The following is a 25,903-nucleotide window of genomic DNA, read 5'->3' as shown; positions in this document are numbered from 1 at the left end:
GGCGGCGAGGGCTGTGGTAAGTAGCGCGCCGCCCGCCCCATGACCCTTCCGTCCTCCTCGCGCACGCTGTTGCTCCTCGCCCTGGCCCTGGTCGCGCTCGGGTTGAGTCTGAAGTTGAAGCACTACGCCGGGCCCAACCTCTATGGCCTCCAGGCCCAGTCCTGGCTGGAGGGGCGCTGGGACGTGCCCGGGCCGGTGGAGGACGTGAGCCAGTACGGGGAGCGCTACTACGTGGCCTTCCCGCCGTTCCCCTCGGTGGTGCTGCTGCCGGTGGTGGCGCTCGTGGGGCACGAGCGCGTGCCCTACCGCGCCCTGGCCGTGGTCATCTCGGGCCTGACGGCGTGGGCCGCGTGGCGCGTGCTGCGGCGGTTGGACATCCCCGAGGCGGATCGTCCCTGGCTGGTGGCGGCGCTCCTGGCGGGCACGGCCTTCTGGTTCTGCGTGGTCCAGAGCGAGGCCGTGTGGTTCTTCGCGCACGTGGTGGCGGTGACGTGCTCGTTGCTGGCCTTGGAGGAGGCGCTGGGCCCGGCGCGAGGCTGGCGGGCGGGGCTGTGGGCGGGGCTGGCCTTCCTGTGCCGCCAGCTCTGTGTGTACCTGGTGCCCTTCATCGCGCTGATGGTGTGGTGGCGCCACGCGGGGGCGGGCCGGCGGCGGCAGGCGCGCGAGGCGGTGCTCGCGCTCGCGCTCGTGGGCGTCTGCGGGGGCCTCTACCTGATGCTCAACGCCGTGCGCTTCGGCCACCCGCTCGACACGGGCTACGCGGGCATGCCCCTGAGTGAGTTCCTCGCCGAGCGCGTGGCGCGCTACGGGCTGTTCCATCCCGCGTACGTGCCCTTCAACTTCTTCCACATGTTCCTGGAGGGGCCGCACTTCGAGTTCGGCGGGGCCCGGAAGCTGGCGCCGCTGGGCATTGACGGCATGGGGACCTCGCTCACCCTGGCCAGCCCCTTCGTCTTCGTGGCGCTGGCGGCGCGGCCGGAGCGGTTCCTGCGCCAGGCGGCGTGGGGCATGGTGGGCCTGTCGCTCCTGCACATGCTGCACTACTACAACAACGGCTGGGTGCAGCTGAACGCGCAGCGCTTCAGCCTGGACTTCCTGCCGGTGCTCTGGGTGCTCGTGGCGCTGGGCACCCGGCACGTGGAGGCGCGGTGGTGGAAGGGCCTGGTGGCCTGGTCCATCGGGCTCAACGTGCTCGTGCTGGCCGTGCTGCCCGAGCTCGTCCATGCGTGGCGCCGGCTGTGAGCCCGGCGCCCCCGCTCACGTGACGAGGCCCGCGGCGGGCCGCGCGCGGGGCAGGGTGACGGTGACGCGGGTGCGCCCGGCGTCACTGCTCAGCACCAGCCGGGCCTGGCCCGGGTAGGTGAGCGCGAGCCGGCGCTCCACGGTGGGCAGGCCGCTGCTGCCCGCGCGCGGGCCCTGGGACGCCCCGGGATTCTCCAGGCTGAAGACGAGCGTGTCCTCGTGGGCGCGCACGGACAGCCGCAGGGGCCCCCGGTGTCCCGCGGCGGGCCCATGCTTCACCGCGTTCTCCGCGAGCGGCAGCAGCACGAGCGGCGGCACGGGAAAGGCCTCCAGGCCCGGCTCCACCTCGACGTGCAGCTGGAAGAGGTCCGGGTCGCGCAGCAGGTGCAGCTCGAAGAGGGTGCGCACCAGCTCCAGCTCGCGCTCCAGGGGCCAGGTGGCGGCGCGCACCCCGGCGAGCACGCCGCGCAGCATGGAGGACAGCCGCAGCACGGCGGCCTCGGCCACGGCGCCGTCCGTCTGGCACCACTCGGCGATGGCGTTGAGGGTGTTGAAGAGGAAGTGGGGATCCAGGTGGCTGCGCAGGGCGAGCAGCTGCGCCTGCTCCGCCTCCACCTCGAGCCGGGCGGCCCGGGCACGCTCGCGGGCGAGCGTCTCCTCGAAGCCGATGTCCCGGCCCAGGCCCCAGCCGCCCACGAGGAAGAGCCCCGCGCAGACGGCCAGGCTGTAGCGGTCCGTGAGGAAGGTGGGCCCGAGATCGAGCACCCGGGGCAGCGCGGCGCCGCCGGTCAGCACCACGCCCGCGCCCACGGTGGCGTAGAGCACCAGGCGGATGCCGCCGTGGCTCAGGTCCAGGCCCTCGGGGAAGAGGACGCGGTAGGACACGGGGGCCACGGTGATGCACAGCACGCACAGCAGCAGGCCCAGGGGCCCGGCCATGGGCTCGCCGTCGCTGAAGCGCACCTGGGCGGCCACCATCGGCGCGCACACGAGCACGATGGGCAGGAGCCGCCGGGGCAGGAAGAGCGCCTTGAGCGTGGCGCGCACGAGGGAGCCTTCGTTCATGGCTCAGCGCAGCAGCGCGTCCACCCGCGCGGTGGCGTCGCGCACGCAGTCGGTGAGGCCCACGCCCCGGTAGGCGTTGCCCGTGAGCGTCAGGCCGGGCAGGTGGGTGAGCGCCGCGTCGATGGCCGCCAGCCGCTCCAGATGGCCCCGGTTGTACTGGGGAATGCCCCGGGGCCAGCGGATGGCCTCGGTGAGCACGGGCTCGGCCGTCACGCCCGCCATGAGCCGCAGCTCCTCCCGGGCGAGCGTCACCAGCGCGGCCTCGTCCAGCGCCACGAGGTCCGGCCGGGTCGCGCCGCCGATGAGGCAGGTGTAGAGGACCCGGCCGCCCTCGGTGCGCCAGGGGAAGGTGGACGAGACGTGGATGACGCCGAGCACGCGGCGCTTCTCGGCCGCGGGCACCAGGAAGCCGAAGCCGTCCGGGGGCGGCACCGCGCCCGGGGCGAAGCCCAGGTGCACCACCGCGATGGGGGCGTAGACGATGCCCTCCAGCCGCTCGGCGAGCGCCGCGTCCAGGGGCCGCACGAGCGAGGCCGCCCCGTGCGCGGGCACCGCCAGCACCACCTGGTCCGCCTCCCATTCCTCGCGCTGTCCGGCGTGCTCCGCCGTCACCCGCCAGGCCGGGCCCTCGCGCCGCAGCGCCACCGCCCGCGTCCCGGTGCGCAGGGCGGGACCGAGCGCCCCGGCGAGCGCGTCCACCAGCACCCCCAGGCCCCCGTCGAACGAGGCCACGGCGCCCGTGGTGGCCGGAAGGCCCGTGGCGGGAGGGGGCGCCGCGCGCCGGGCCTTCTGGGCGCGCACCATGCCCACGAGCAGGCTGCGGTGCTGCTTCTCCAGGGCGGCCACCTGGGGAAAGCACGCCGCCACGCTCAGCGCCTCCAGGTCGCCCGCGTAGATGCCCGTCTGCATCGCGTCCACCAGCACCCGCGTCGCGGCCTCGCCCACGTGGCGCCGCCCGAAGTCCGCCAGGGACTCGTCGCCGCCCGGCGCCGGGGCGGTGAAGGGCTCGCGGAGCATCCGCAGCTTCGCGCTCCAGGGCAGCACGTCCGAGCGCAGCAGGGCGGGCGGCGAGGCGGGCAGGGCGCGCAGTCGGCCTCCGGTGTAGAGGTAGCGCCGCTTCGCCGCGGGATCCGCCGTGCGGATGCGCTCCTCGATGCCCAGCCGGGCCGCGAGCGCGCGCAGGGTGGGCTCCTTGTCCAGGAAGCTGTTGGGACCGGCCTCGGTGGTGAAGCCCGCGTGGTGGCGCGTCTGGATGTTGCCGCCCGGGCGCGCGCCCGCCTCCAGCAGCGTCACGCCGACGCCCCGCGCGAGCAGGCCCTGGGCGAGCACCAGCCCGCTGATTCCACCTCCGATGACGACGACACGCATGCCCGTGTTCCTTTCGCTCCGGCTCAGGGATAGAGCGCTTCGGTCCGCCAGCCCGCGCCCTCGCGCACGTAGACGAGCCGCTCGTGCAACCGGCTCGGGCGGCCCTGCCAGAACTCGATGCGATCCGGCACGACCCGCAGGCCCGTCCAGTGCGGCGGCCGGGGCACCTCGTGCTCCGCGTACTGGTGGGTGACGGCCTCCACGCGCTCCTCCAGCACCGCGCGCGAGGGCAGGGGCTGGCTCTGCAGGCTCGCCCACGCGCCAATCTGGCTGCCCCGGGGACGGCTCTGGAAGTACGCGTCCGCCTCCTCGTCCGAGACGCGTTCCACGCGGCCCTCGATGCGCACCTGCTGCTCCATGGGCTTCCAGTGCACGCACAGCGCCGCCCAGGGCTGGCCGAGCAGCTCGCGGCCCTTGCGGCTCTCCAGGTTGGTGTAGAAGACGAAGCCGCGCTCGTCGAAGTCCTTGAGCAGCACCACGCGCGCCGAGGGTCGGCCCTCCGCGTTCACCGACGCCACGACCATGGCGTTGGGGTCCACGGGAATGACGCGCCGCGCCTCGTCATAAAGGACGGCGAAGCGCTCGAAGGGGTCCGCTGGCAGTTCCACGGTCGTCTCCATGGGGGGTCACTCTCCGCGTATGAGTCCACGCGCGTGGGTGTTGACTCGTGCGTCCCACACGTCATCGTCTGGGTCCATGAAGATTCTCTACGTGGCCTCAGAAGTCACGCCCTTCTCCAAGACGGGAGGGCTTGGAGATGTCGCGGGAGCGCTGCCCGCCGCGCTCGCGGCGCTCGGCCACGACGTCAAGGTCGTCTCCCCGCTCTATGGCTCCATCCGCGACGAGCGCATCGTGCCCACCGGCCAGTCGCTGGAGCTGCGCTTTCCCTTCGGCACCGAGCGGGGCGCCCTCCAGTCGCTGCGCGTCTCGCCCACGCTCGAGCTGCTCTTCCTGGAGCACGCGGGCTACTACGACCGGGAAGGCCTCTACGGGGATCGGTCCGGGGAGTTCGGCGACAACCACCGCCGCTACGCCTACCTGTCCCTGGGGGCGCTCCAGGCCTGCCAGCGTCTGGACTTCACGCCGGACATCCTCCACGTGAACGACTGGCAGACGGGGCTCTTGCCGGTGGCCCACAAGCGGGGCTTCCTGGGCACGGCGCTCGGGCGCGCCAAGAGCGTGCTCACCATCCACAACCTCGCCTACCAGGGGCACTTCGGCAAACAGATCATGCCGGAGCTGGGGCTGCCGTGGGATCTCTTCAACGCGGATCAGGGGTTGGAGTTCTACGACGGGGTGAACTTCCTCAAGGGCGCCATCCAGTTCAGCGATGCGCTCACCACGGTATCGCCCACCTACGCGCGGGAGATCCAGTCGCCCGAGGCGGGGGCCAACCTGGATGGGCTCCTGCGCCGGCGCCAGGACGCGCTCAGCGGCATCCTCAACGGCATCGACGTGGAGGAGTGGAACCCCGAGACGGATGGCTTCCTGCCCGCGCGCTATGGCCCGGAGGACCTCTCGGGCAAGGCGGCGTGCCGCGCCGAGCTGCTGCGGCGCTTCGGGCTGGCGCCCACGGACGCGCCGGTGTTCGGCATCGTGTCGCGGCTGGCGTGGCAGAAGGGCGTGGACCTGCTCCTGGAGGTGCTCCCCGGGGCGCTCGAGCAGGGCATCCGCTTCGTGGCGGTGGGCAGCGGCGAGGGCCGCTACGTGGACGGGCTCCAGGCGCTCCAGGCGCGCTACCCCGGCCAGGTGGGCATCTTCATCGGCTTCGACGCGGGCCTGTCGCACCTGGTGGAGGCGGGCTCGGACTTCTTCGTCATGCCCAGCCGCTACGAGCCGTGCGGCCTCAACCAGATGTACTCCCTGCGCTACGGCACGATTCCCCTCGTCCGGGCAACGGGCGGACTGGCGGACACGGTGAGTGAAGGCGCCGAGGGCAATGGCGTCGTCTTCCACGACTTCCAGCCGGACGCGCTGCGGGCGGCCATCGACCGGGCCCGGGCGCTGTACGCCGACGCGGGCCGCTTGAGGGCCTTCCAGCGGCGGGGCATGGCCCAGGACTTCTCCTGGGACGCGTCCGCGCGACGCTACGAGCGGCTCTTCACCTCCCTGCTGTCGGAATAGTGGGGCTTCCGACAAAGCTGGGGTAGGGTGAGGCCGTGGCGTCTCAACCAGACCTGGGTGGTTACGAGGTCGTCGGCCGTCTCGCGGTTGGCGGGATGGCGGAAGTGTACCAAGCGAGGGCCAAGTCCTCGACGCAGCGCTCGCCGGGAGAGCCGGACGAGATCGTCCTCAAGCGCCTCTTGCCCGCCTACCGCAACGAGGGCGCGTACGTGAAGGCCTTCGTCGACGAGGCGAAGCTCACCGTGCGCCTGCGTCATCCGAACATCGTGCGCACCTTCCGCCTGTTCAAGGCGGGCCCGGACTACCTGATGGTCCAGGAGCTGGTGTCCGGCCGCACGCTGGGCTTCATGCAGGAGCTCCTGTTCAAGGCGGGCGCGGCGATGCCGCCGGAAGCGGCGTGCTACATCGCCTGGTGTGTGCTCAAGGCGCTGGACTACATCCACCGCGCCAAGGCCGGCGAGGGTGGGGCCACCATCATCCACCGCGACGTCAACCCGGCCAACGTGCTGCTGAGCGTGGCGGGCGACGTGAAGCTCACCGACTTCGGGGTGGCGGACGTGGAGGGGATGATGCGCGGGGACTCGGGTGCGCTGCGCGGCACGCTGCCGTACATGAGCCCCGAGCAGGTGCTGGGCCAGCCCGTGGACGCGCGCAGTGACTTGTTCTCCGTGGGCGTCATGCTCTGGGAGATGCTGGCGGGTCGCCGGCTGCACGTGGCCGAGGGCGAGGCGGAGCTGATGCACCGGGTGCGCGATGCGCGCGTGCCGCTGCTGTCCTCGCTGCCCCTGGAACTGCCCGACTACGCGGTGCAGGTGGTGCGCAAGGCCCTCTTCGCGGACAAGACGCGGCGCTTCCAGTCCGCCGCGGAGTTCGTCCGCGCGCTGGAGTCCCTCTCGCGCCGCACGGGTTGGCCGCTCACCGTGGAGGCCCTCAAGCCGCTGCTGGGGGGCTGATGCACCGGCGCCTCTTCCTGTCGCTCGTGCCGGGCCTCGTGGGCTGTGCCGGGGTGTCCCTGCGCTCGGATGCCCTGGACGACGCGGTGCGGGTGCGGGACGTGACGCTCGTCTTCACGCCCAAGGGCGAGGGTTCGCTCACGCTGGTGCTGGACGTGGACAATCCTTCCGCCTGGGACGCGACCCTCTCCGGCGTGGACTACACCCTGCGCTTGGACGGGCGGCGCTACGCGGTGGGCACACGGGGTGAGGCGCTGGCCCTGGCGGCCCGGGCGCATCAATCGCTCACCGTCTCCTTTCCGCTCGTCTGCGAGCCCCAGGGCTCCTCCCTGGAGCGTACGCGCTCCTGGCGGGTGGCGGTGGACGGCGCGGTGGCGCTCACCTTCGCCGGGCACACGGTGCGTCGACTGCCCTTCCGGGACCAGCGCGACCTGCGGCTCGCCCGCTTCCAGCCCCTCCAGCTCAAGCCGGAGTGAGGCCGCGCATTCAGCGCTTGCTCTCGGACGACTCGGAGGCGTCCGGGGGCGCGCCGACCGCCGCGTCCTTCTGGCTCGGCGAGGCATCCTTGGGCGAGGGCGGCTTGAGCTTGTACAGCCGCACCCGATCCACCCGCGCGCCTTCCTTGGCGAACACGGTGAAGGCCCAGCCGTTGTAGGTGAAGCGCTCGCCCACGTCCGGCAGGTGGCCGGCCATGGAGGACAAGAAGCCGCCCAGGGTGTCGAAGTCGCCCTCGGGCAGCGGGAAGCCGAAGGCCTGGGTGAAGCGGTCCACCTCCAGCGCCGCGTCCACCAGGAAGCCGCCGTCGGCCAGCTTCTCCACCTGCTTCTCCTCCCGCTCGAACTCGTCGCCGATGTCGCCGACGATCTCCCGCAGGATGTCCTCCAGCGTGACGATCCCCATGAAGCCGCCGTACTCGTCCACGACGATGGCCATGTGGATCTTCTGCCGCTGCATCTCGCGCAGCAGGTCGCCGATGGGCTTGAGCCAGGGCACGAAGTGCGCCGGACGGATGGTGTCCTGCAGCACGATGAGCTCGGGGTGCTGCAAGAGGGGAATCAGGTCGCGCGCGTGCAGCACGCCGACGATGCGGTCCACGTCGTCGCGGTAGACGGGGATGCGCGAGTGGTTCTCCTCGGCCAGGAGGCGCAGGACCTCCGTGGGCGTGGTGGACACGTCCGCGCACACCACGTCCGTGCGCGGCACCATCACGTCCCGGCAGCGCTTGTCGGACAGCTCGAAGATGGAGCGGATGAGCTGGGGCGCGCTCTGGTCCACCTCTTCCTGGGCGGCCTGGGCGGCGAGCAGCTTCTCCAGCTCCTCGAGCGGCGGCGGCGGCGGCTCGAAGCGCAGCGTGCGGCCAAAACCCCGGGCCACCAGGTTGATGGGCGCCATGCACAGGCGCATGGGCGGATAGAAGACGAGCACGAGCAGCGACACGAGCCAGGACAGGCGCAGCGCCCAGCGCTCGGGACCGGCGTTGGCCAGGCCGCGCAGCGTCACCTCCACCAGCGTGGCGAGCACGCCCACCAGCAGCGCGCCCGCGAGCACCGTGGCCACGTCCAGCGTGGGCTCCTCGCCCAGGCGGGTGAAGTCCAGGAGCTTGGGCGGCACGAAGGCGCCGATGGCCGCCGCGAGAAAGCCGCTGATGACCATGCCCACCCGCAGGGCGGTGGCGGTGGGCTCGCGCTCCGTCTTGTGCCGGAGCACCCGGTCGCCCGAGCCCGGATGGGTCTTGGCCAGCTCCTGGGCCTTCAGATCGGACGTCCCGTAGAGCGCGGACTCGGCGGCGGCGATGAGCCCACGGAAGAAGACGAGGGCCAGGCAGGCGGTCCAAAGGACCCAGGTAGGCATAGGGGCGTCCTTCATACCCCGTGGTAAGAGACAGCGCACTCATTCGTGAAGGAGGCTTTCTTATGCGTCCAACAGTGAGCCGATCCGCCGTCTTCGCCCCCCTGGCCGCGCTGGGGCTGTGGCTCGTGTCCTCGGAGGCCCGGGCCTGGCCGGTGGACGTGGCGGTGCGGCTGGAGCCGGACAAGGAGCGCTTCCACAAGCTGAGCGCGGTGGACTGGGTGGAGGTGGAGGACCCGGCCGTGGTCACGGCGGAGGTGCTCACGGGCAGTAGCGAGCTGTTGCTCACCGGACTCAAGCCGGGCCGCACCCTGCTGCTGCTCTACGCGGAGGGGAAGTTCGCCGTGTGGGCGCTGACGGTGGCGCCGACGGGCGCGAGCGAGCCCGCGCGCAAGCCAGAGCTCCTGGCGGTGGCGCGCAAGGCCTGCCCGGGCTTGAAGGCGACCGAGGGCGCCGAGCGCTCCTTGACGGTGGAGGTGAAGGACACGCGCTGCCGCGACGCCCTGCGTCCGCTCCTGGAGACGGAGGCCTGGCTGGCGCGCGAGCTGGACCTGACCTTCGCGCTGCCCCTGATGCAGGAGCAATTGGCGGCCCTGACCGCGCCGCTCAAGGCGCAGGGGCTGCGCGCGAGCTACCACGGCGCGGGCCTGCGGTTGGAGGGCAGCACCACGCCCGAGGGTCACCGCAAGGCGCTGTGGGCGCTGTTCCGCCAGTCCCTGGGCCGCGTGCCCTTGGAGGATCGGGTGGAGGTCCAGCGGCCCGCACCGCCCGAGGACGCGGGCACGCCGAAGCCCCTCACGCCCTGAGCCCTGGCGCGTGATGGGGATGCGGACCCGTGGGCCGCACCTTGCCCTTCGCTTCTGGGGGCTACGGCTGCTTATCGCAGTACTTGCGAGGGTTCGCGAACTGCCAGCCAGTGGTTGTGCAGACGAACGTTTCATTCCACAGTCCACACACCTCCTTGCCGCAAGTCGTTACGGTCGGGATGCTTGCACCGCCCAGGTATTGCCCACCGCTACAACTGCACGTGTCCAAGGACTTCGACACCGTCTCCTGCGCGGAGGCGGTGTCGTCCTGCTCCTGGACGGCTCCCCCACACCCCGCGGTGAGGAGGAGAGAAGACACACCCACCACGAGCCACGACCCCCAAGAACATCCCTTACCGCGCATTGATGACTCCCCTATGGCCAGGTGATTGGCCATGAATTGAGTGAGGTGGGTACCACCACGCCAGCCGTTGCCCGGCGCGAACCAAGACACCGGGCCGGCATGTCTGGTGTACGTGAAGTCCAGACGCGGAGATGTGAAGTGGTTCACGCGTCGGGACGATTCACGGCGGCGCGCGGTTGTTTGAAGGATCCGCCTCGCGCGCGGCGAACCCAAGGCATGAACACTTCTCAGGGAGGGGGCGCGGCGAGGAAGGACTCGATGCTCGCGCCCTGGGCGGCCTTGAAGGCGATGCACAGGTCGATGGACTCCAACACCTGGGCGAGCATCCGGGCTCCTCCCTGGGCGCGGGCCATACGCTCGGTGAAGAAGGCCGCGGTGCCCTGGCGGTGGGCGGCATCGCAGTGGCTGGAGGCCACCCGCGCCAGGCGCGCCTCGTCCTCCTCGGGCAGGCGCGCGGCCAGTGCGTCGTAGTGCGCCTGGGTGAAGGCCTCGGCCACCTCGGGGTGCCGCGATTGGTTGCCGCTCATCATGAGCAGGATGGTCAGCTCACGCGGGTCCACATCGGGCTCCAGCAACAGCGCCAGGTTCTTCTTCACCAGGTTCGGGTCGCGGAAGAAGCCGAGTGCCCAGATGAGCTGCTGGCGCCTGCCGCGCTCCTTCTCCGCGCGCAGCGCCGTCATCAACTTCGTGTGCAGGGCCGCGTCGCCATGGGCCGAGGCCAAGGCCAGGGTGGAGTCCACGAGATCCGGCACGAGGGCCTGGCGGTCGCTCAACCAGCGCTCGGCGAGCGCGCGGGCCTCGGCCACTAGTGCGGGCTCTCCGCCTTCCCGCCCCGCGAGGCGCAAGAGCGCGGGTCGCAGCAGTCGGGTGTCCTCGTCCTCCCCGGCGCGCGGGGTAAAGCCCAGCGCCCGGGCCCGGGCCCCATAGGTCTCGCGCAGGAAACGCTCGCGGTGGGCGCGGCCGGCCTCGGTGAGCAGCTCGGGCCGCATCAGGGACAGCAGGTCCGTGGCCGCCTCGAACACGTAACGATCCGTTTCTCCCGCCAGGCCCGGCAGCAGGGCGAGCGCCTCCGCCGCGGGCATGACGCCCGCCTTCGCCAGGGCCTGGACATCTCCGAGGAGGGCCACACGCTCGGGCCGGGTGAGGTGGCGGCGCTCCGTGGTCAGCAGTGCGCCGAGCGCGCGCGCCTCCATCGCGGTGCGGTAGTAGCCCGCGCCCTCCGCGTTGGGCAGCATCCACGTGGGACAGCCCTTCGCCCCGGTCAGGGGCAGCTCGCCCGTGGTGCCCGCGAGCACCGTGCAGGCCTGGCCCGCCGTCTGGCCGTCGCCGTGGCGCACGCACAGCGGCACCTTCCACGACAGCGCCGTGTCGCCCGTGGAGCCCAGGGGCAGGAAGCGGCGCTGCGACAACCTCACCGTGGGCACCCGCGCCGAGCAGTCCAGCCGCGCGGTGACGAGCGGGGCGCCCGGCTGGTCCAGGAAGGAGCCGAGCACGCCCGACACGTCCTGGCCCGCCTCGGCGGACAGGGCCGCGAGGAAGTCCTCCGCGGTGGCGTTTGCCTGGGCGTGGGCGGACAAGTAGCGGCGCACGCCCCGCTGGAAGACCTCCCGGCCCAGCCAGCGCTCGGTCATGCTCAGCACCGCCGCGCCCTTGTTGTAGGTGATGCCGTCGAAGGCGTTGACGATGTCGCTCTCGCTCTGGATGGGCTGGCGGATGCGGCGCGCCGTCATCAGGCTGTCCCGGTCGAGCGCCGACGAGCGGTCGAGCACCCGCCGCAGGGGCACGTCCCACGTGGGTTGGGCGCTCTCGAGCATGCGCGGCTCGGCCCAGGTGGCGAAGGCCTCGTTGAGCCACAGGTCGTCCCACCACGCCAGGGTGACCAGGTCGCCGAACCACTGGTGCGCGAGCTCGTGCACCTGGGTGCTGTAGACGGCGCGCTGCCGCCAGAGCGTGTAGGCCTCGGGCCGGGCGAGCATGAACGCCGCGTCGAACGTCACCAGCCCCGGGTGCTCCATGGCACTGCCCAGGTTGGGCACGGCGAGCACGTCCAGCTTCTCGTACGGGTAGGGCTGGCCGAAGTAATCCTCCAACGGGCCGAGGATCTCCGGGGTGATGCGGGCGGCATAGGCGCCCTCGGGTGCGCGGCCCCGGGGCAGGAGGACGCGGGTGCGCACGGCCTTCTGGCCCGAGGGCCGTGCCTCGACGAAGTCGAAGGGGCCCACGCCGAAGGCGAGGAGGTAGCTGGGCAAGGGCGGGGTGCGCGCGAAGCGGAAGGTGGTGCCGCCGTCGGCGCGCTGCTCCTCGGCGAGGAGCGGGGTGTTGGTGACGGCCACGCTGCCCGCGGGCACATGGAAGGTGAGCTGCCAGGGCACCTTGAAGCCCGGCTCGTCGAAGCAGGGGAAGACCCGCCGGGCCCCCAGCGGCTGGAACTGGGTATAGGCATACCAGACACCGTCGTCCTGGGCGCGGAAGGCCCCCGAGGTCTCGCGCTCGGAGAGCTGTCCTTGATAGATCAGGCGCAAGTGCGCGTGCCCGGGGGCGAGCGGCTGTTCGGACACGAAGCCGAGGAAGTCCCCGGTGCCCTTTGTGGGCGTGACGCGCACGGGCTGGTCCCCCACGGTCAGCACCGCCTCCGTCACCGTGAGCGCACGGCCCTGGAGCCAGAGGGTCGAGGTGGCCTCGCGCACCTCCAGGTCGATGTCGATCACCCCCTGGAAGGTGGGCTGGGCCGGGTCCAGGGTGAGCGCGGCGGTGTAGGCGGTGGGCCGGACCTGGGTGGGCAGGCGCAGGGAGGGCGACACGGGCGCGAGCGAGGCTTCGGGCTCGGGTCGCGCCTGACGCGCACCACAGGCGCTCAGGAGGACGAGCAGGACACTCGAGACGCGCCGGAAGGTCATGGGCATGCATCGGGGTCTAATTCATTGGAGACCACCGATGTTGTCTTCCCGACTGTCAGCCGCTCGGGCTACTCTGGGGGTCCTGCGTCGGTGGGGAGACCTGCGAATGGCCGAGGAACGGACGTACCTGGAGCTGTCGGAAGAGGGCAGCAGCGCGCACAAGTTCTACGAGGTGACGGTCGCGGGCAGCACGCTCACCGTGCGCTACGGCCGCATCGGGGACAAGGGCCAGACCCAGGTGTCCGAGCTCGCCTCTCCCGAGAAGGCGCTCGCCGAGGCCCAGAAGAAGCTGCGCGAGAAGACGCGCAAGGGCTATGCCCCCGCCGTCATGGGCGAGCGCAAGAAGCGCACCGTCACCCGCCGGGAGATCTCCAGCGGTCAGTCCACCGCGAACCAGGCCCCGCTGCTCTGGAAGTTCAAGTCCGGCGACCAGGCCTTCGGCATCTTCGTGGATGACCAGCGCTGCTGGGTGGGCAACCAGGGCGGCTCCATCTACTCGATGGACCTCGAGGGCAACAGCCTGTCCCAGCACCGCCTGCCCGAGGGCGTCAAGTGCATCGTCGCCGATGACCAGTGGCTCTACGCCGGGTGTGACGACGGCAACGTCTACGACCTGGGCGGCAAGGTGGCGCGGGTGGCGTACTCCATCTCCGAGGACGTGGACATCTTCTGGCTGGACATCAAGGACGGGGTGCTCGGCGTGGCGGACCGTCGCGGCCAGCTCACCGCCGTCAACCACGAGGACGAGTCGCAGTGGATGAAGCAGAGCACCGGCGACTGCGGGTGGATGGTGCGCTGCGATGAGCTGGGCATGTACCACGGCCACTCGCGCGGCCTGACCATGTACGACTGGGAGGACGGGCGGGAGATCTGGCACCAGGCCACCCAGGGCGGCGTGCAGTTCGGCTGGCAGGAGGAGTCCTCGCTCTACGCCTGCACCAACCGGGGCGTGGTGCACCGCTTCTCCAAGAAGGGGGAGCCGGGGCCCGTCATGAAGTGCGACGCCTCGGTGTTCTCCTGCGCCGCGGTGGACGACGGCCGCTACGTCTTCGCGGGCGACAACATGTCCAGCGTCTACTGCTTCAACCACAAGGGCGAGCGGCTGTGGAAGCTGGCCACCGGGTGTGGCTCGGCCTACTCCATGCAGTTCTTCCAGGACCGGCTCTACCTGGTGACCACGGACGGCTCGTTCGCCTGCATCGACGCGAGCGAGAAGGCCATCCAGTCCGCGCAGTCCGGCTCGGTGCCCACGGCCCGCACCGTCCAGGCGCCCAAGCCGGTGGCGGCCGTGCCCTCGGCCACGGTGGAGACCATCCGCGAGGTGGGCTCGGGCGTGCTCGTGGAGTGCTACCAGGACGGGGCCCAGGTGCGCGTGCGGGTGCTCTCTCCCGGCTTCCGTCCGGACTGGCACGTGCAGTTCCCCAAGGACATCCGCCAGGCGGGCGCGCGCTACGTGGTGGCGGCGGTGCGCGAGTCGGGCCGCGGCGGCTTCTACCGGGCGCAGGGCGACATCCGGAAGCTGGTGGGCTGACGTGAAGCTGCTCGCGCAGGCGCGACTGCTCTTCCAGGAAGGCAAGAGCGACAAGGTGTACGAGGTGGACCTGCTCGAGGTCTCGCCGGGCCAGTGCGTGGTCAACTTCCGCTATGGCCGCCGGGGCACGAGCCTCAAGGAGGGCTCGAAGACCACCGCGCCTGTCTCCGAGTCGGAGGCGCGCAAGGTCTACGACAAGCTCGTCCAGTCCAAGGTCACCTCGGGCTACCTGCCGGAGGGCGCGCCCGGGAGCACGTCCGAGCCCCGTCCGCCCGCGGCCGCGCCGCCGCCCCGGCCGCCGCCCGCGCCCGGGGAGGACCCTCGCGAGCGCGTCCTGCTCGAGCAGTTGCAACGGGCGGCGAGCGCCCCCGCCGCGTCCACCGCGTCCCGGTGGTTCCGCCGGAGCAGCACGCGCGCGCCCAAGACGCGCTCGCTCGAGCGCATCGTCTGGAGCCTGGGGGAGCTGCGCGTGCGCGCCGCCGAGCCCCTGCTGTTGCCGCTGTTGGAGCGCGCCACGCCCCTGCGCGCCTACTGCATCGTCGCCGCCCTGGGCCGGCTGGGCTCCGAGGCCTCGGTCTCCACGCTCGGGCGGCTCTACGCGGACCCGTCCACGCCGGACATGGTGCGCCGCATGGCCACCGAGGCGCTGCTCCAGCTCTCCGACGAGGCCACCCGGGCCGAGTTCCGCCGGGACGAGCAGCAGAAGCTGCCCGCGGCGCTGCGCCTGCGGCTCGAGAAGCAGGATGCCCCGGGCTTCGCCGAGGCGCTCGAGGCGCACTTGTCGTCCGGCGCGGACGATGCCCCCGAGGTGCTCGAGGCGCTCTACCGGGTGGACGCGGAGCTGGCCCGGCCCGCCTTCTTGAAGGCGCTGCGCACGCTGCCCTTCCGGGTGCGGACGGTGCGCACGCTGCGCCACCTCTTCAAGATGGCCGAGTACCGGAAGGACGGCGAGGTGTTCGGCCTCATCGCCTGGCGCTACGAGAAGGAGCGCTCCCTGGGCAGCCAGCACGTCCGGGCCTTCAGTCGGGAGACGCGCCTGTACCTGCGGCGCCGGGTGTGGCGCACGCTGCGCGAGCTGGGCGAGGCGCAGAGCCCGGACTACGTGCGCATGGCGGTGGGGGTGTTGCTCGCCTTCCAGGACTCGGACGCGCACGCGCCTTCCGTCTCCGGGTGGGGCCGCCACCAGCGGCACTGGGATGCGTGGTGGCCCTACTGGGCCTTCAACCAGGTGCTCCACCGCGAGAGCCCCCGCTACGAGCCCGTCGAGAACTCGCTCATGTTCCGCTGCCGGGCCTCGTGGACGCCGGGCTCCCCCGTGCCGTCCGTGCGCGAGGAGGCCTTCCCGCGGCTGTGGGAGCGCACGCCGCAGGGCCTGCTGCACCTGCTGGACGAGAGCCGCTGCGCCCCGGTGCACACGTTCGCCACGCGGGCCCTGCGCGCCTGCCCGGACTTCCTCGCCGAGCTGGACGTGGACGCGCTGAGCATGCTGCTCGGGCGTCCCTACGAGACGACGGCGCGCCTCGGCTTCGAGCTGGCCTCCAAGCGGCTGGACGCGCGACGCGAGCCCCGGGCGCTGCTGCTCGCGGTGGCGCGCGCCGCCTACGCGCCCGCCCGGCAGCAGGCCTTCCAGTGGATGGACGAGGTGCGCCACACGCTGCTCGAGGACACGGGCTTCCTCGCGGGTCTGGCCACCGCGCCGTTCGCGGACACCCGGGCCTATGCCTTCCAGCTCGTGCGCGCCTCGGTGTTGCCGGCCGCGACGGCCCAGACGCTCGTGGGTCGGCTGGTGGCGGCCCTGCTGGCGCTCCCGTCGGGCGAGGACCCGGCGCTCGCGGTGGACGTGGGCCGCGTGGTGCTCGCCGTGTTGGACGCCTCCCCGCGCCCGGTGGGCCTGGAGGTGGTGCGCGACCTGCTCGGCCATCCGCTGACCCAGGTGCAGGAGGTGGGCGGCGAGCTCCTGCTGCGTCGGGATCCGCGCGGCGAGCCCCTTCCGGAGGAGCTGCTCCTGCGCCTGGTGCAGGCGGAGCATGCGCCCCTGCGGGCCATGGGCATGCGGCTGCTCGCGCGGCTCGCCGAGTCGGAGAGCACGCTGCTCGCCCAGGAGTCGCTGCTCTCGCACCTGGCGACGAGCCGCGTGGCGGACGTGCGCGCCGCGGTGCGGCCCCTGCTCGCGCGGTTGGGCGCGGTGAGTCCCGCGGCGGGCGCGCGGCTCGTGGAGTCGCTGCTGGCGGCCCTGCTGCGCCGCCGGCTGCCCGAGGGCGTCCCGGGCCATGTGGTGTCGCTCTTGTCCGAGGAGCTGGCGTCCGCGCTGGCCGGGCTGCCCGCGGAGACGACGTGGCGGCTGCTCGAGTCCGAGGATGGGGACGCGCAGGCGCTGGGCGGAGTGCTGCTGGAGCGCCGGGGCGCGGAGCTGACGGTGGACGTGGCGCGGGTGGTGCGGCTGTCCGGCCACGAGGTGCGCGCGGTGCGTGCGTGGGGCTGGCGCTGGCTGGAGGCCCATGTCCCCGAGGTGCGCGCCGAGCTGTCCACCGCGGTGGGCCTGCTCGACGCGCGCTGGACGGATGCGCGGGAGTTCGGCTTCCGCTACTTCCGCGAGCGCTTCGCCCCGGAGGACTTCACCCTGGAGGTGCTCGTCTCGGTGGCCGACAGCGTGCGCAAGGACGTGCAGGCGTTTGGCCGGGAGTTGCTCACGCGCTCCTTCCGCGAGGACGAGGGGCCCGAGCTGCTCCTGCGCCTGTCCGAGCACCCCATGCCCGAGGTGCAGCTGTTCGCCACCAACTACCTGGATCGTTTCGCCCTGGGCCATCCCGAGCGGGTGGCCCGGCTCGCGCCCTTCTTCATCCGGGTGCTGGGCCAGGTGAACAAGGGCCGGGTGGCGCGCCAGCGCGTGCTCGGCTTCCTCAAGCGCGAGGGCGCGGGGAGCGAGGCCTCGGGGCGCGTGGCGCTGGAGGTGTTGCACCGCCTGTCCGCCACCATCGCCGTGGAGCACCGCGCCGCGGCGCTCGAGGCGATGCTCGCCATCGTCAAGGCCCAGCCCTCGCTGAGCGTTCCCTTCTCCATCCGTCCGGTGGAGGTCCGCCGTGCAATTTGATTACGCGTACCGGGGCAGCACCGCGGTGAACAACCAGGGGGATCGCACGGAGCTGTCCTTCTCCCCGGACGTCACCCGGCCGCCCACCTACTTCTCGGGCCAGCTGCGCCAGAACGTGGCCTTCCGCGAGGCCATCTCCGCGTTGCACGACGTGGTGGTGTCCGACCTGCGCTTCAAGCCCAAGGACAAGACGGCCTACAAGGCGTGGGCCGCCCAGCAGGAGCAGGTGGACCTGGAGGCCATCGCCGGGCAGCGCCGCGAGGTGGCCGGCCGGGTCAAGGTCCTGCGCGAGGAGCTGCACGCGCTGGAGAAGGAGAGCGCCTCGCGCATGCAGCCGTTCTACGCGGCCCGCCAGCGCTACTTCCAATACCTGTACGAGAAGAACCGGGACCTGTGGTTCGTGTTGGATCCGGTCATCACCGTGCACCCGGACGAGGCCTTCTTCGAGTGCTTCAGCCAGGACGAGTCCAGCTACGGGCGGCTGGGCGCCAGCTACGAGGTGTTCCAGGACGTGGGCGAGTTCTCCTGCGGCACCACCAACGTGGACTACTCCTCGCCGCTGTACGACGAGTTCCAGAAGATCCGCTCCTACAAGCAGACGCGCTTCACGGTGGACCCGAGCGGCTTCACCACCCAGACGGGCGGGGACGCGGCCTACAAGGAAGTGAAGATCGACCTGCCGGACTCGTGGGTGCGGGGCTTCCTCCAGGTCAACTCGGCCATGGCGCTGCCCGCGGTGCGCTTCAGCCTGCACCCCATGGACGTGCACAACCTGCTCTTCGTGCTCAAGCGCCACAAGGAGAAGAAGGGGCCGCGCGCGCTGCGCTACCTGCTCACGCCGGGCCGGCCGGTGACGCTCGTGCTGGAGCCGTGGGGCACCCGGGTGGAGTGTCCCCGCTCGGTGTACGAGGGCCCCGGCACGCACGACATCCGCGTGTGGGGCCGACGGCGCCTGGGCGTGCTCGAGCGGCTCATCCCCGTGGCGCGGCGCTTCACCGTGCACCTGCTGGGCACGGGCCTGCCGTCCTTCTACGTGGCGGACCTGGGCGACCTGTCCTTCACCCTGGGCCTGTCCGGGTGGACGGCCAATGACTGGTCCACCGCGGGCAACTTCGACCTGATGGCGCCGCGGGGCCAGGTGGACGCGCTCACGCGCGACCGGGTCTTCGGGGCGCTCAAGGAGACGTGGCTGGCCACCCCGGAGGCCCTGGCCGCGCGGCTGGGGCTGGAGCGGGGCACGGTGCTCGGCGCGCTGTCGGCGTGGACGCAGGCGGGACGCGCCATCTGGGACTTGAACAAGGGCGTGTACCGGGCGCGCGAGTTGAGCCGCGAGCCCCTGCCCGTGGAGGCGCTGCGCTTCTCCAACGAGCGCGAGGCGAGCGCCACGCGCTTCGTGGACGCGGGGTCGGTGACGGTGCGCGCCCAGCCCTCGGCCACGGACGGCTCGCTGACGCTGGAGGGCACGGTGCGCGAAGGCAAGCACGTGCTTCGTCCCTCTTTGCGACTGGACGCGGATCAGCGTATGGTTTTCGGCGAGTGCACGTGCAATTTCTTCCAGCAGAACAAGCTGTTCCGGGGCCCCTGCGAGCACCTGCTCGCGTTGCGGCTCGGGAATGCACGGGCGGCTCGCTCATGACGTACGGAAGGGTTCGCGCACGCGGCGGTCAGGGGGCTGTTCCTTGCAATCCGGGCGGTGTTTCGCCGTCCATGCCTCATGGCCTGTCATGCATCACTGGCCCGCTCTTCACTGTGCGGGTCCTCCCTCCCTGTAGCGGCGGCGGTGTCAACCGCGTCGGTTCCGCGCGCCACAGGGAGGGGGACCCGCTGGAGTTGAGACGGTCCAGTCCCGAGAGCGGTTCGAAGGTGCTCCCGGACCGCCGCGTGGACGAACCCTTCCCTTGCGCGTGAGTGCCCATGTCCTCCCAACCTCCCCGTACGCGACAAGAGCTGTATGACCGCATTCGCGCCACCTCGCGCGAGGAAGTCATCCTCGAGGACATGGTGCGTCTGGGCTTCTGGCCGGCCCGCACCGAGCAGCCGGGAGATCCCGCGGAGGTCATCCACCGGCGCAATGACCTGATGGGCCAGCTCCGGGCCCTGACCACCGAGCAACACCGGCTGGGCAACCTGGAGGCGATGAAGCGCGAGCTGCGCAAGCGGCGGCTCGTGGAGAGCAAGCGCAAGCAGCAGGAGACGCGGGAGCGGCGCGAGCGCGAGCGCGTGGCCAAGGCGGCGGCGTGGCGCGAGCGCAAGGGCAAGGAGCTGCTCTTCCTCGGCCGGGGCGTGTCTGGCGGACTGAGCGCGCGTGAGACGGACGAGGCGCGGCTCACCCGGCTGGGCCTGCCGGTGCTCACGTCCCCCGAGGCGCTCGCCGAGGCCCTGGGGTTGCGCGTGGGCCAACTGCGCGCCCTGTGCTTCACGCGCACCGCGTCCACCACGCACCACTACGTGCGCTTCCTCCTGCCCAAGAAGACGGGGGGCACGCGGCTCATCTCCGCGCCCCTGCCTCGGCTCAAGGCGGCGCAGGCCTGGGTGCTGACGCAGGTGCTGGAGAAGGTGCCGGTGCACGAGGCCGCCCATGGCTTCCGCCCCGGACGCTCCATCGTCACCAACGCCCGGCCCCACGTGGGCGCCGCCGTGGTGGTGAACCTGGACCTGAAGGACTTCTTCCCCTCGGTGGGCTACCGGCGCGTCAAGTTCGCCTTCATGCACCTGGGCTACAGCGAGGCCACCGCCACGGTGCTGGCGCTGCTGTGCACCGAGCCCGACGTGGACGAGGTGGAGCTGGATGGACGGCGCTACTACGTCTCCCAGGGCACGCGGCGGCTGCCGCAGGGCGCGCCCAGCTCGCCCGCGATCACCAACCTGCTGTGCCGCCGGTTGGACGCGCGGCTCACGGGCACCGCGCGCGCGCTCGGCTTCGTCTACACCCGCTACGCGGATGACCTGACGTTCTCCGCCACCGGTCCCGGGCACCATGATCCCGGCACGCTGCTGCGGCGGGTGCGCTGGCTCGTGAAGCAGGAGGACTTCACGCCCCACCCGGACAAGACCCGGGTGCTGCGCCGGGGTCGCCAGCAGGAGGTGACCGGCGTCGTCGTGAACGACAAGCCCGGCGTGGATCGCCAGACCCTCAAGCGCTTCCGCGCCCTGCTGCACCAACTGGACAAGACGGGCCCCGAGGGCAAGCGCTGGGGCGCGGGCGCGGACGTGCTCTCCTCCGCGGTGGGCTACGCCCACTTCGTGGCCATGGTGGATCCGCTGAAGGGCCGGGCGCTCGAGCTCAAGGCCCGGGAGCTCGAGCGGCGCTATGGCCGCCGTCCGCCTCCCGCGCCGCCGACGCCTCCGCCGGCCGCCACCGCGGCCCCGGCGCCCGAGCCCACCCCCCCTCCTGCCCCTCCGACGGAGCCGACCCCCGCGTCTCCCGAGGCGCCCAAGAAGAAGTGGTGGAAGCTGTTCTGAGTCCGCCCGCGGGGCCCGGCTTGTCTCGGCGCGCCATGCCGTACTAGGAGGGGCCTCCCTGGACATGGCTCAGTGGGAGGGCTCGCGCCGTGAAGGCTTCATCCGTGGTGGTGGTTCCCTGTTACAACGAGGCGCGCAGGCTCTCGTTGACGGGCTTCGAGCAGTTCCGTCAGTACCCGAACGTGCATCTGATTTTCGTGGACGACGGCTCCACCGATGACACCCAGGCGGTCCTCTCGGACCTGTGCGCGCGTCTTCCGGGTCAGGCGCGCGTGCTCGTCCAGCCGAGGAACGGCGGCAAGGCGGAGGCGGTGCGCGCGGGCATGCTGGCGGCCTATGACGCGGGGGCCGAGCGCATCGCCTACCTGGACGCGGACCTGGCGACGCCGCCCGAGGAGATGGCGCGCCTGTTGGAGGTCCTCGAGGCGCGGGACGTGGCGGTCGTCATGGGCGCGCGCGTGGCCCTGTTGGGCACGCACATCGAGCGCAGCGCGAAGCGCCACTACATGGGCCGCGTGTTCGCCACCTTCGCCTCGCTCATCCTCTCGCTCCGGGTCTACGACACCCAGTGTGGCGCCAAGGCCTTCCGCCGCTCGGAGCGGCTGCGCGCCGTGCTCGCCACGCCCTTCTCCAGCCGGTGGGCCTTCGACGTGGAGCTCATCGGGCGCCTGATGGTGGACCGTCCGGGACTGCCCGGCCTGTCGCCCCAGGACTTCGTGGAGGTGCCGCTGCAGACCTGGCAGGACATCGCCCAGTCCCGGCTGACGTTCTGGGACGTGCCGAAGATGGGCCTGGACCTGATGAAGATTTCCCTGCGGCTGCAGGCCCTCAAGCGCGTGCCGTAGGCCCGGAAAACCCATGTCGAAACCGTTTGTCCGTCACGCCGTGGCCCTGCTGGGCATGGCCGTCGTGTTCGTGGCCGCCTTCGCGCGGCTCATCTTCCAGGCGCCGGATGGCACGCCCTTCGGGCTCATCCCCTGGGACTTCATGAGCCAGTGCTATCCCTGGCAGGTGTACATCGGGGACACCTTCCAGGCGGGCAAGTTCCCGCTGTGGGTGCCCTACGTGGGCGCTGGCAGTCCCTTCTTCATCAATCCCCAGAGCCAGCTCTACTCGCCCGTCACGCTGCTCGTGTCGCTGCTCTTCGGCTACACGCAGCGCTCGGTGCAACTGCACACCCTGGCGATGCTCTTCATGGGCGGGGTAGGGGCCTACCTGCTGTCCGTGGAGCTGTGGCGCGGCCGCGCGGCGGGCGTGGTGTCGGGATTGGCCTTCTCCCTGACGAGCGCCGTCTACGGCAACCTCGAGCACATGACGACGACGAACACCTACGTGCTCATGCCGTGGCTGTTCTGGACGAGCGTCCTGGCGGTGCGCCGGGGCAAGCGCTGGGCCCTGCCGCTGCTGGCCTTCTTCATCTACTTCCTCATCACCTCGGGCTACCCCACCATCATCCTCATGACGCTGCTGTGGGTGGGGGCGTACACGCTCTTCGAGCTGCACGCGCGGTGGGGCGAGCCGGCGCGGGAGCGGCTGCGCCTGTGGGGGAGCGTGGTGGCCGCGTGGGCGCTGGGCGTGGGCCTGGCGGCCGTGCACTGGCTGCCCATCGGCCTGCACAGCGGGGAGTTCACCCGCGGCAAGCCCATGCCGGCCGAGCAGGTGCTCGCGCAGCACGGCAACATCACCTTCAAGGACCTCTGGGGGGTGCTCTTCCAGTTCATGACCGTCTCGCCCCTGCCGGGCTCGTCGACGGACATCTCCATGCGCGGGCTCTACTTCGGCGTGCTGGCGCTGGTGCTGGCGCTGGTGGCGGTGCGTCGCAGCCCCAGTCGCTTCGTGGGGCCGCTGGTGGTGCTCACCTCGGGGGCCTTCCTCATGGCCTGCGGCGCGGTGTTCTTCGGCCGCGCCTTCCTGCACCTGAGCATCCCCGCCTTCAACCTCTCGCGCTTTCCGGCCAGCGACAGCCGGGCGCTGGCGGTGCTCGGGGCGGTGACGCTCGCGGGCGGGGGCGCGCAGCTCTTGCGCTCGGGGGACGCCGAGGCCTTCCGGCTCGCGCGCCGCACCTGTGTCGTGCTGCTCGGGCTGCTGCTCGTGGGCCTGGTGTTCCTCAAGGACCTGATGCCCGCGGAGACCTACAACGAGACGGTGCTCCTCTACACCTCGGCGGAGCTGCTCTTCGTCGGCTGCGCCCTGCTCGTGCTGGAGCGCCCGGCCGCGTTCACGACGAGCCTGTCCCTGGCGGTGCTGCTCTCGCTCGAGCTGGGCACGGGCGTGCTGTCCAACACCTTCGCCATCGCGCACCCCATCAAGCCCGAGGCCTACGCCCTCATGACGGCGCGGCACCAGCGGCGCTTCACCCTGGAGGGCGTCAACGTGCCCCGGGAGTACGACGGCAACCCCATGTCCGAGCAGTCGCAGTGGGGCTTCGTGGAGAAGCGCTTCATGCTCTCGGACTACAACCCGATGCGCCTGGGCCGCTGGGTGGAGCTGGAGAAGCGGGGCTTCACGGACTGGCTGCGCACGGGCGCGCGTGTGGTGGCGCTGCCGCCCGGCGCCCAGCCCGAGAACGCCGCGGCGTTCCAGGCCGCCCTCAAGCCCGTGGACTTCGAGATCACGCGCTACGAGCCCAACCGCGTGGACTACCGCCTGGTGCTCGCCGAGCCGAGCCGGGTGGTGTTCAACGAGATCTACTTCCCGGGCTGGCGGGTGTCGGTGGATGGGGGCGCGCGGCAACCCCTGCTGGATGTGGCCGGCGGACTGCGGGCGCTCGAGCTGCCCGCGGGCACGCATGAGCTGCGCACCTCCTTCGCGCCCCGCACCTTCGGGGTGGGGCTCACCGTGAGCCTCGTGTCCCTGGCGGTGTGGCTCGGGTGGGTGGGCGTGCTCGCCTGGCGGGCCCGTCGGCGCCGCCAGGATGCTCCCCCCGCGCTGCCCCCGGCGGGGGCGCCGGACGCCCCGGCGAGCGCCTGACGCCGGGGGCGGACGCCCTCGCGGAACGTCAGGCGGGGACGGGCTCGCCGGAGGGCGGCTCGGAGGGCGGCTGGCCGGAGAGCACGGCGCGCGCCGAGTCGATGGCCTCGTGGGTGCCCGCCAGCGCGAGCACGTCGCCCGCCTGGAGCTGCTCGTCCGCGGTGGGGACGACCACCTTGTCCTCGCCGCGCCGGATGGCGAGCACCGTGGCGCCCGTCATGCCGCGCAGGTTGAGCTCCGCGAGCGTGCGGCCCACGGCGGGGCTCGACGCCTCGAGCCGCACCGGGGTGGGCTCGCCCAGACCGGGCAGGATGGCGCGCAGGGTGTCCAGGCTGTGGTTGTGGTCGACGTGCCCGTCCGCCGCCTCGGGCTTGACGCGGGACTGGGCCCGCAGCGCCTCGACGATGACCTGGGAGCCCGCGCGCACGTGGCCCTGCAGGTTGGTGGCGCTGCGCCAGAAGCCCACCCCCAGCACGGCGAGCAGCACGAGCAGCAGGCCGGCGCCGAGGAAGCCCGGCACGAAGGGCTGGGTGATGGCCACCAGGGGCGCGCCCACCGCGAGCACGCTCGCCAGCTGCAGGGTCACCACGAGCGCGCGCCGGGGCGCGGCCGCCCGATCCAACCGGCCCGAGGCCGCGGGGAAGGCCGCCTCCGCGAGCAGGTTGCCCAGCGAGCGCGCCTGCCGCACCACGCCCACGAGGAAGGGCGCGGCGAGCGCGCCGGCCAGGCCGATGGCCAGGGGCTGCACCACCGCGGCGCCCAGGCCGCTGCGCGTCTCCAGCTCCGCGGTGATGCGCTTGAGGAACAGGGACGTGCCGATGATGATGGCGGCGATGAGCGCCGCGTCGAGCACCAACAGGCGCACCTTGCCGCGGATCTTCGAGCCCGCCCCCGCCGTCTGCCGGGGGGGCGCCTTGCGCATCTCCTCCACCCAGCTGCCGTAGAGCGAGGCGAAGGTCTGCAGCGGCTTGGGCAGCGCGGCGTCCACGAAGTTGGCCGCCGGCCCCGAGGCGCGGATGAGGAAGGGCGTGGTGAGCGTGGTGATGGCGGACACCGCCACCGCCACCGGGTAGAGGAAGTCCCCCGTGGCGTTGAGCGTGAGGCCCAGGCCCGCGATGATGAAGGAGAACTCGCCGATCTGCGCCAGGCTCAGGCCGGACTGCACCGCCATGCGCGTGCCGTTGCCCGTGAGGAACACGCCGAGCGACACGCCCACGAGCTTGCCGACGATGACCACCAGCGTGAGCACCACCACCGCCGCCCAGTGCTCGGCGATGAGCCCCGGGTCGATGAGCATGCCCACCGACACGAAGAAGATGGCGGCGAAGATGTCGCGCACCGGCTGCACCAGGTGCTCGATCTCCTTCTCCTCGCCGGACTCGGCCACGAGCGAGCCGGCCAGGAACGCGCCGAGCGCCACCGAGTAGCCGAAGCTCTGCGCCAGCAGCGCGACGGCGAAGCAGATGCCGATGCTCGTGACCAGCAGCGTCTCCGGGCGGTTGAGCCGGTGCACCGCGCGCACCGTGCGCGGGATGATGAACAGGCCGCCCACCACCAGGCCCACCAGGAAGAGCGCCAGCCGGCCCACCGTCAGCGTGAGCTGGCCCGCGGACAGGCCCGCGCCCGTGGACACGGCCGTGAGCGTCGCCATGAGCAGGATGGCGATGAGATCCTCCACGATGAGGATGCCCACCACGACCTCGCGCAGCTTGCCCTTGATGCCCTGCTCGTCGAAGGCCTTGGCGATGATGGTGGTGCTGGAGATGGCGATGATGGCGCCCGTGAAGATGCTCTCCTTGGCCGTCCACCCGAAGGCCCGGCCCACCACGAAGCCCAGCCAGATCATCAGGCTGCACTGGATGGCGGCGGTGATGCCCGCGGTGGAGCCCACGGCCAGCAGCTTGCGCAGGCTGAACTCCAGCCCGAGCGAGAACATGAGCAGGATGACGCCCAACTCGGACAGGGTCTGGACGATGCCGGGATCGGCCACCAGGGGAATGGGCACGTGCGGGCCCATGATGAGGCCCGCGATGATGTAGCCGAGCACCACCGGCTGGCGCAGCCGCTGGAAGAGGATGGATGTCAGGGCCGCGACACAGAGGACGGTCGCCAGGGCCTGGAGGAAGTTGTGAGCATCGTGCATCGCCGAATCACCCGCTGAACGAAAGAAGCCAACCGAGAG

At 71.8% G+C, this 25,903-nt stretch carries 17 protein-coding genes; 11 read left to right on the top strand and 6 right to left on the bottom strand.

The annotated features are described in order from the left end of the window. Positions 1-39: 39 nt before the first annotated feature. Positions 40-1,242, top strand: a complete 1,203-nt coding sequence (locus I3V78_RS34750; protein ID WP_204494595.1) for a glycosyltransferase family 39 protein — start codon at positions 40-42, stop codon at positions 1,240-1,242. A gap of 15 nt (positions 1,243-1,257) precedes the next feature. On the opposite strand, the gene I3V78_RS34745 is transcribed toward I3V78_RS34750, so the two are convergent. From I3V78_RS34745 to pdxH, 3 genes are read right to left on the bottom strand one after another with little or no spacing between them, the layout of a single operon-like run. Next, the gene (locus tag I3V78_RS34745; protein ID WP_204494592.1) at positions 1,258-2,307 is read right to left on the bottom strand and encodes a sensor histidine kinase; all 1,050 of its coding nucleotides are present in this window, start codon (positions 2,305-2,307) and stop codon (positions 1,258-1,260) included. Between the two features lie 3 nt (positions 2,308-2,310). Continuing rightward, positions 2,311-3,702 (bottom strand): protoporphyrinogen oxidase, encoded by a 1,392-nt coding sequence (gene hemG / locus I3V78_RS34740; protein WP_420840464.1) that lies wholly within the window; start codon positions 3,700-3,702, stop codon positions 2,311-2,313. Next, complete coding sequence (gene pdxH / locus I3V78_RS34735; RefSeq protein WP_204494587.1) at positions 3,699-4,295, bottom strand: pyridoxamine 5'-phosphate oxidase; 597 nt, start codon at positions 4,293-4,295, stop codon at positions 3,699-3,701. The genes hemG and pdxH overlap by 4 nt, the downstream gene beginning before the upstream one ends. Positions 4,296-4,371: 76 nt before the next feature. Between pdxH and glgA the strand changes: the two genes are divergently transcribed. Genes glgA through I3V78_RS34720 form a run of 3 tightly spaced genes read left to right on the top strand, consistent with a single transcriptional unit; the run spans position 4,372 to position 7,228 of the window. Continuing rightward, positions 4,372-5,799: a glycogen synthase GlgA gene (gene glgA / locus I3V78_RS34730; RefSeq protein WP_204494585.1), complete on the top strand. Its 1,428-nt coding sequence runs from the start codon at positions 4,372-4,374 to the stop codon at positions 5,797-5,799. Between the two features lie 35 nt (positions 5,800-5,834). Next, the gene (locus tag I3V78_RS34725; protein WP_204494583.1) at positions 5,835-6,752 is read left to right on the top strand and encodes a protein kinase domain-containing protein; all 918 of its coding nucleotides are present in this window, start codon (positions 5,835-5,837) and stop codon (positions 6,750-6,752) included. Next, the gene (locus tag I3V78_RS34720; RefSeq protein ID WP_204494581.1) at positions 6,752-7,228 is read left to right on the top strand and encodes an LEA/WHy family protein; all 477 of its coding nucleotides are present in this window, start codon (positions 6,752-6,754) and stop codon (positions 7,226-7,228) included. The genes I3V78_RS34725 and I3V78_RS34720 overlap by 1 nt, the downstream gene beginning before the upstream one ends. A gap of 10 nt (positions 7,229-7,238) precedes the next feature. Here I3V78_RS34720 and I3V78_RS34715 read toward each other — a convergent pair whose 3' ends face one another. Next, entirely contained in the window at positions 7,239-8,603 is a 1,365-nt protein-coding gene (locus tag I3V78_RS34715) for a hemolysin family protein (RefSeq protein WP_204494579.1), read from the bottom strand. Positions 8,604-8,665: 62 nt separating this feature from the next. On the opposite strand from I3V78_RS34715, the gene I3V78_RS34710 reads away from it, so the two are divergent. Then, a complete protein-coding gene (locus I3V78_RS34710; protein ID WP_204494576.1) occupies positions 8,666-9,406 on the top strand; it encodes a pilus assembly protein N-terminal domain-containing protein in 741 nt (246 codons plus the stop codon). A 591-nt stretch (positions 9,407-9,997) separates the two neighbouring features. On the opposite strand, the gene I3V78_RS34705 is transcribed toward I3V78_RS34710, so the two are convergent. Then, positions 9,998-12,673, bottom strand: coding sequence for a M1 family metallopeptidase (locus I3V78_RS34705; protein ID WP_239576873.1), 2,676 nt, complete (start codon positions 12,671-12,673; stop codon positions 9,998-10,000). 100 nt (positions 12,674-12,773) lie between these two features. Here I3V78_RS34705 and I3V78_RS34700 point away from each other — a divergent pair, with 100 nt between their 5' ends. The 6 genes from I3V78_RS34700 (at position 12,774) to I3V78_RS34675 (ending at position 23,721) form a co-directional block, all read left to right on the top strand. Beyond that, positions 12,774-14,198: a WGR domain-containing protein gene (locus I3V78_RS34700; RefSeq protein ID WP_204494574.1), complete on the top strand. Its 1,425-nt coding sequence runs from the start codon at positions 12,774-12,776 to the stop codon at positions 14,196-14,198. 1 nt (position 14,199) lies between these two features. Continuing rightward, the gene (locus I3V78_RS34695; RefSeq protein ID WP_204494572.1) at positions 14,200-17,289 is read left to right on the top strand and encodes a WGR domain-containing protein; all 3,090 of its coding nucleotides are present in this window, start codon (positions 14,200-14,202) and stop codon (positions 17,287-17,289) included. Continuing rightward, complete coding sequence (locus tag I3V78_RS40275) at positions 17,279-18,925, top strand: SWIM zinc finger family protein (RefSeq protein WP_204494570.1); 1,647 nt, start codon at positions 17,279-17,281, stop codon at positions 18,923-18,925. The genes I3V78_RS34695 and I3V78_RS40275 overlap by 11 nt, the downstream gene beginning before the upstream one ends. 278 nt (positions 18,926-19,203) lie before the next feature. Further along, positions 19,204-20,751 carry a reverse transcriptase family protein gene (locus tag I3V78_RS34685; RefSeq protein WP_204494568.1) on the top strand — a complete coding sequence of 516 codons (1,548 nt, stop codon included), beginning with the start codon at positions 19,204-19,206 and terminating at the stop codon, positions 20,749-20,751. A gap of 89 nt (positions 20,752-20,840) precedes the next feature. Then, the gene (locus tag I3V78_RS34680) at positions 20,841-21,596 is read left to right on the top strand and encodes a glycosyltransferase (RefSeq protein ID WP_204494567.1); all 756 of its coding nucleotides are present in this window, start codon (positions 20,841-20,843) and stop codon (positions 21,594-21,596) included. A gap of 13 nt (positions 21,597-21,609) precedes the next feature. Next, positions 21,610-23,721, top strand: coding sequence for a glycosyltransferase family protein (locus I3V78_RS34675; protein WP_204494566.1), 2,112 nt, complete (start codon positions 21,610-21,612; stop codon positions 23,719-23,721). 28 nt (positions 23,722-23,749) lie between these two features. Here the strand turns inward: I3V78_RS34675 and I3V78_RS34670 are convergent, their stop codons facing one another. After that, positions 23,750-25,864 carry a monovalent cation:proton antiporter family protein gene (locus tag I3V78_RS34670; RefSeq protein ID WP_204494565.1) on the bottom strand — a complete coding sequence of 705 codons (2,115 nt, stop codon included), beginning with the start codon at positions 25,862-25,864 and terminating at the stop codon, positions 23,750-23,752. Positions 25,865-25,903: the final 39 nt, after the last annotated feature.

This window comes from Archangium primigenium (assembly GCF_016904885.1).
GTDB lineage: Bacteria > Myxococcota > Myxococcia > Myxococcales > Myxococcaceae > Cystobacter > Cystobacter primigenius.
This window is presented reverse-complemented; position numbering and strand designations above follow the sequence as displayed.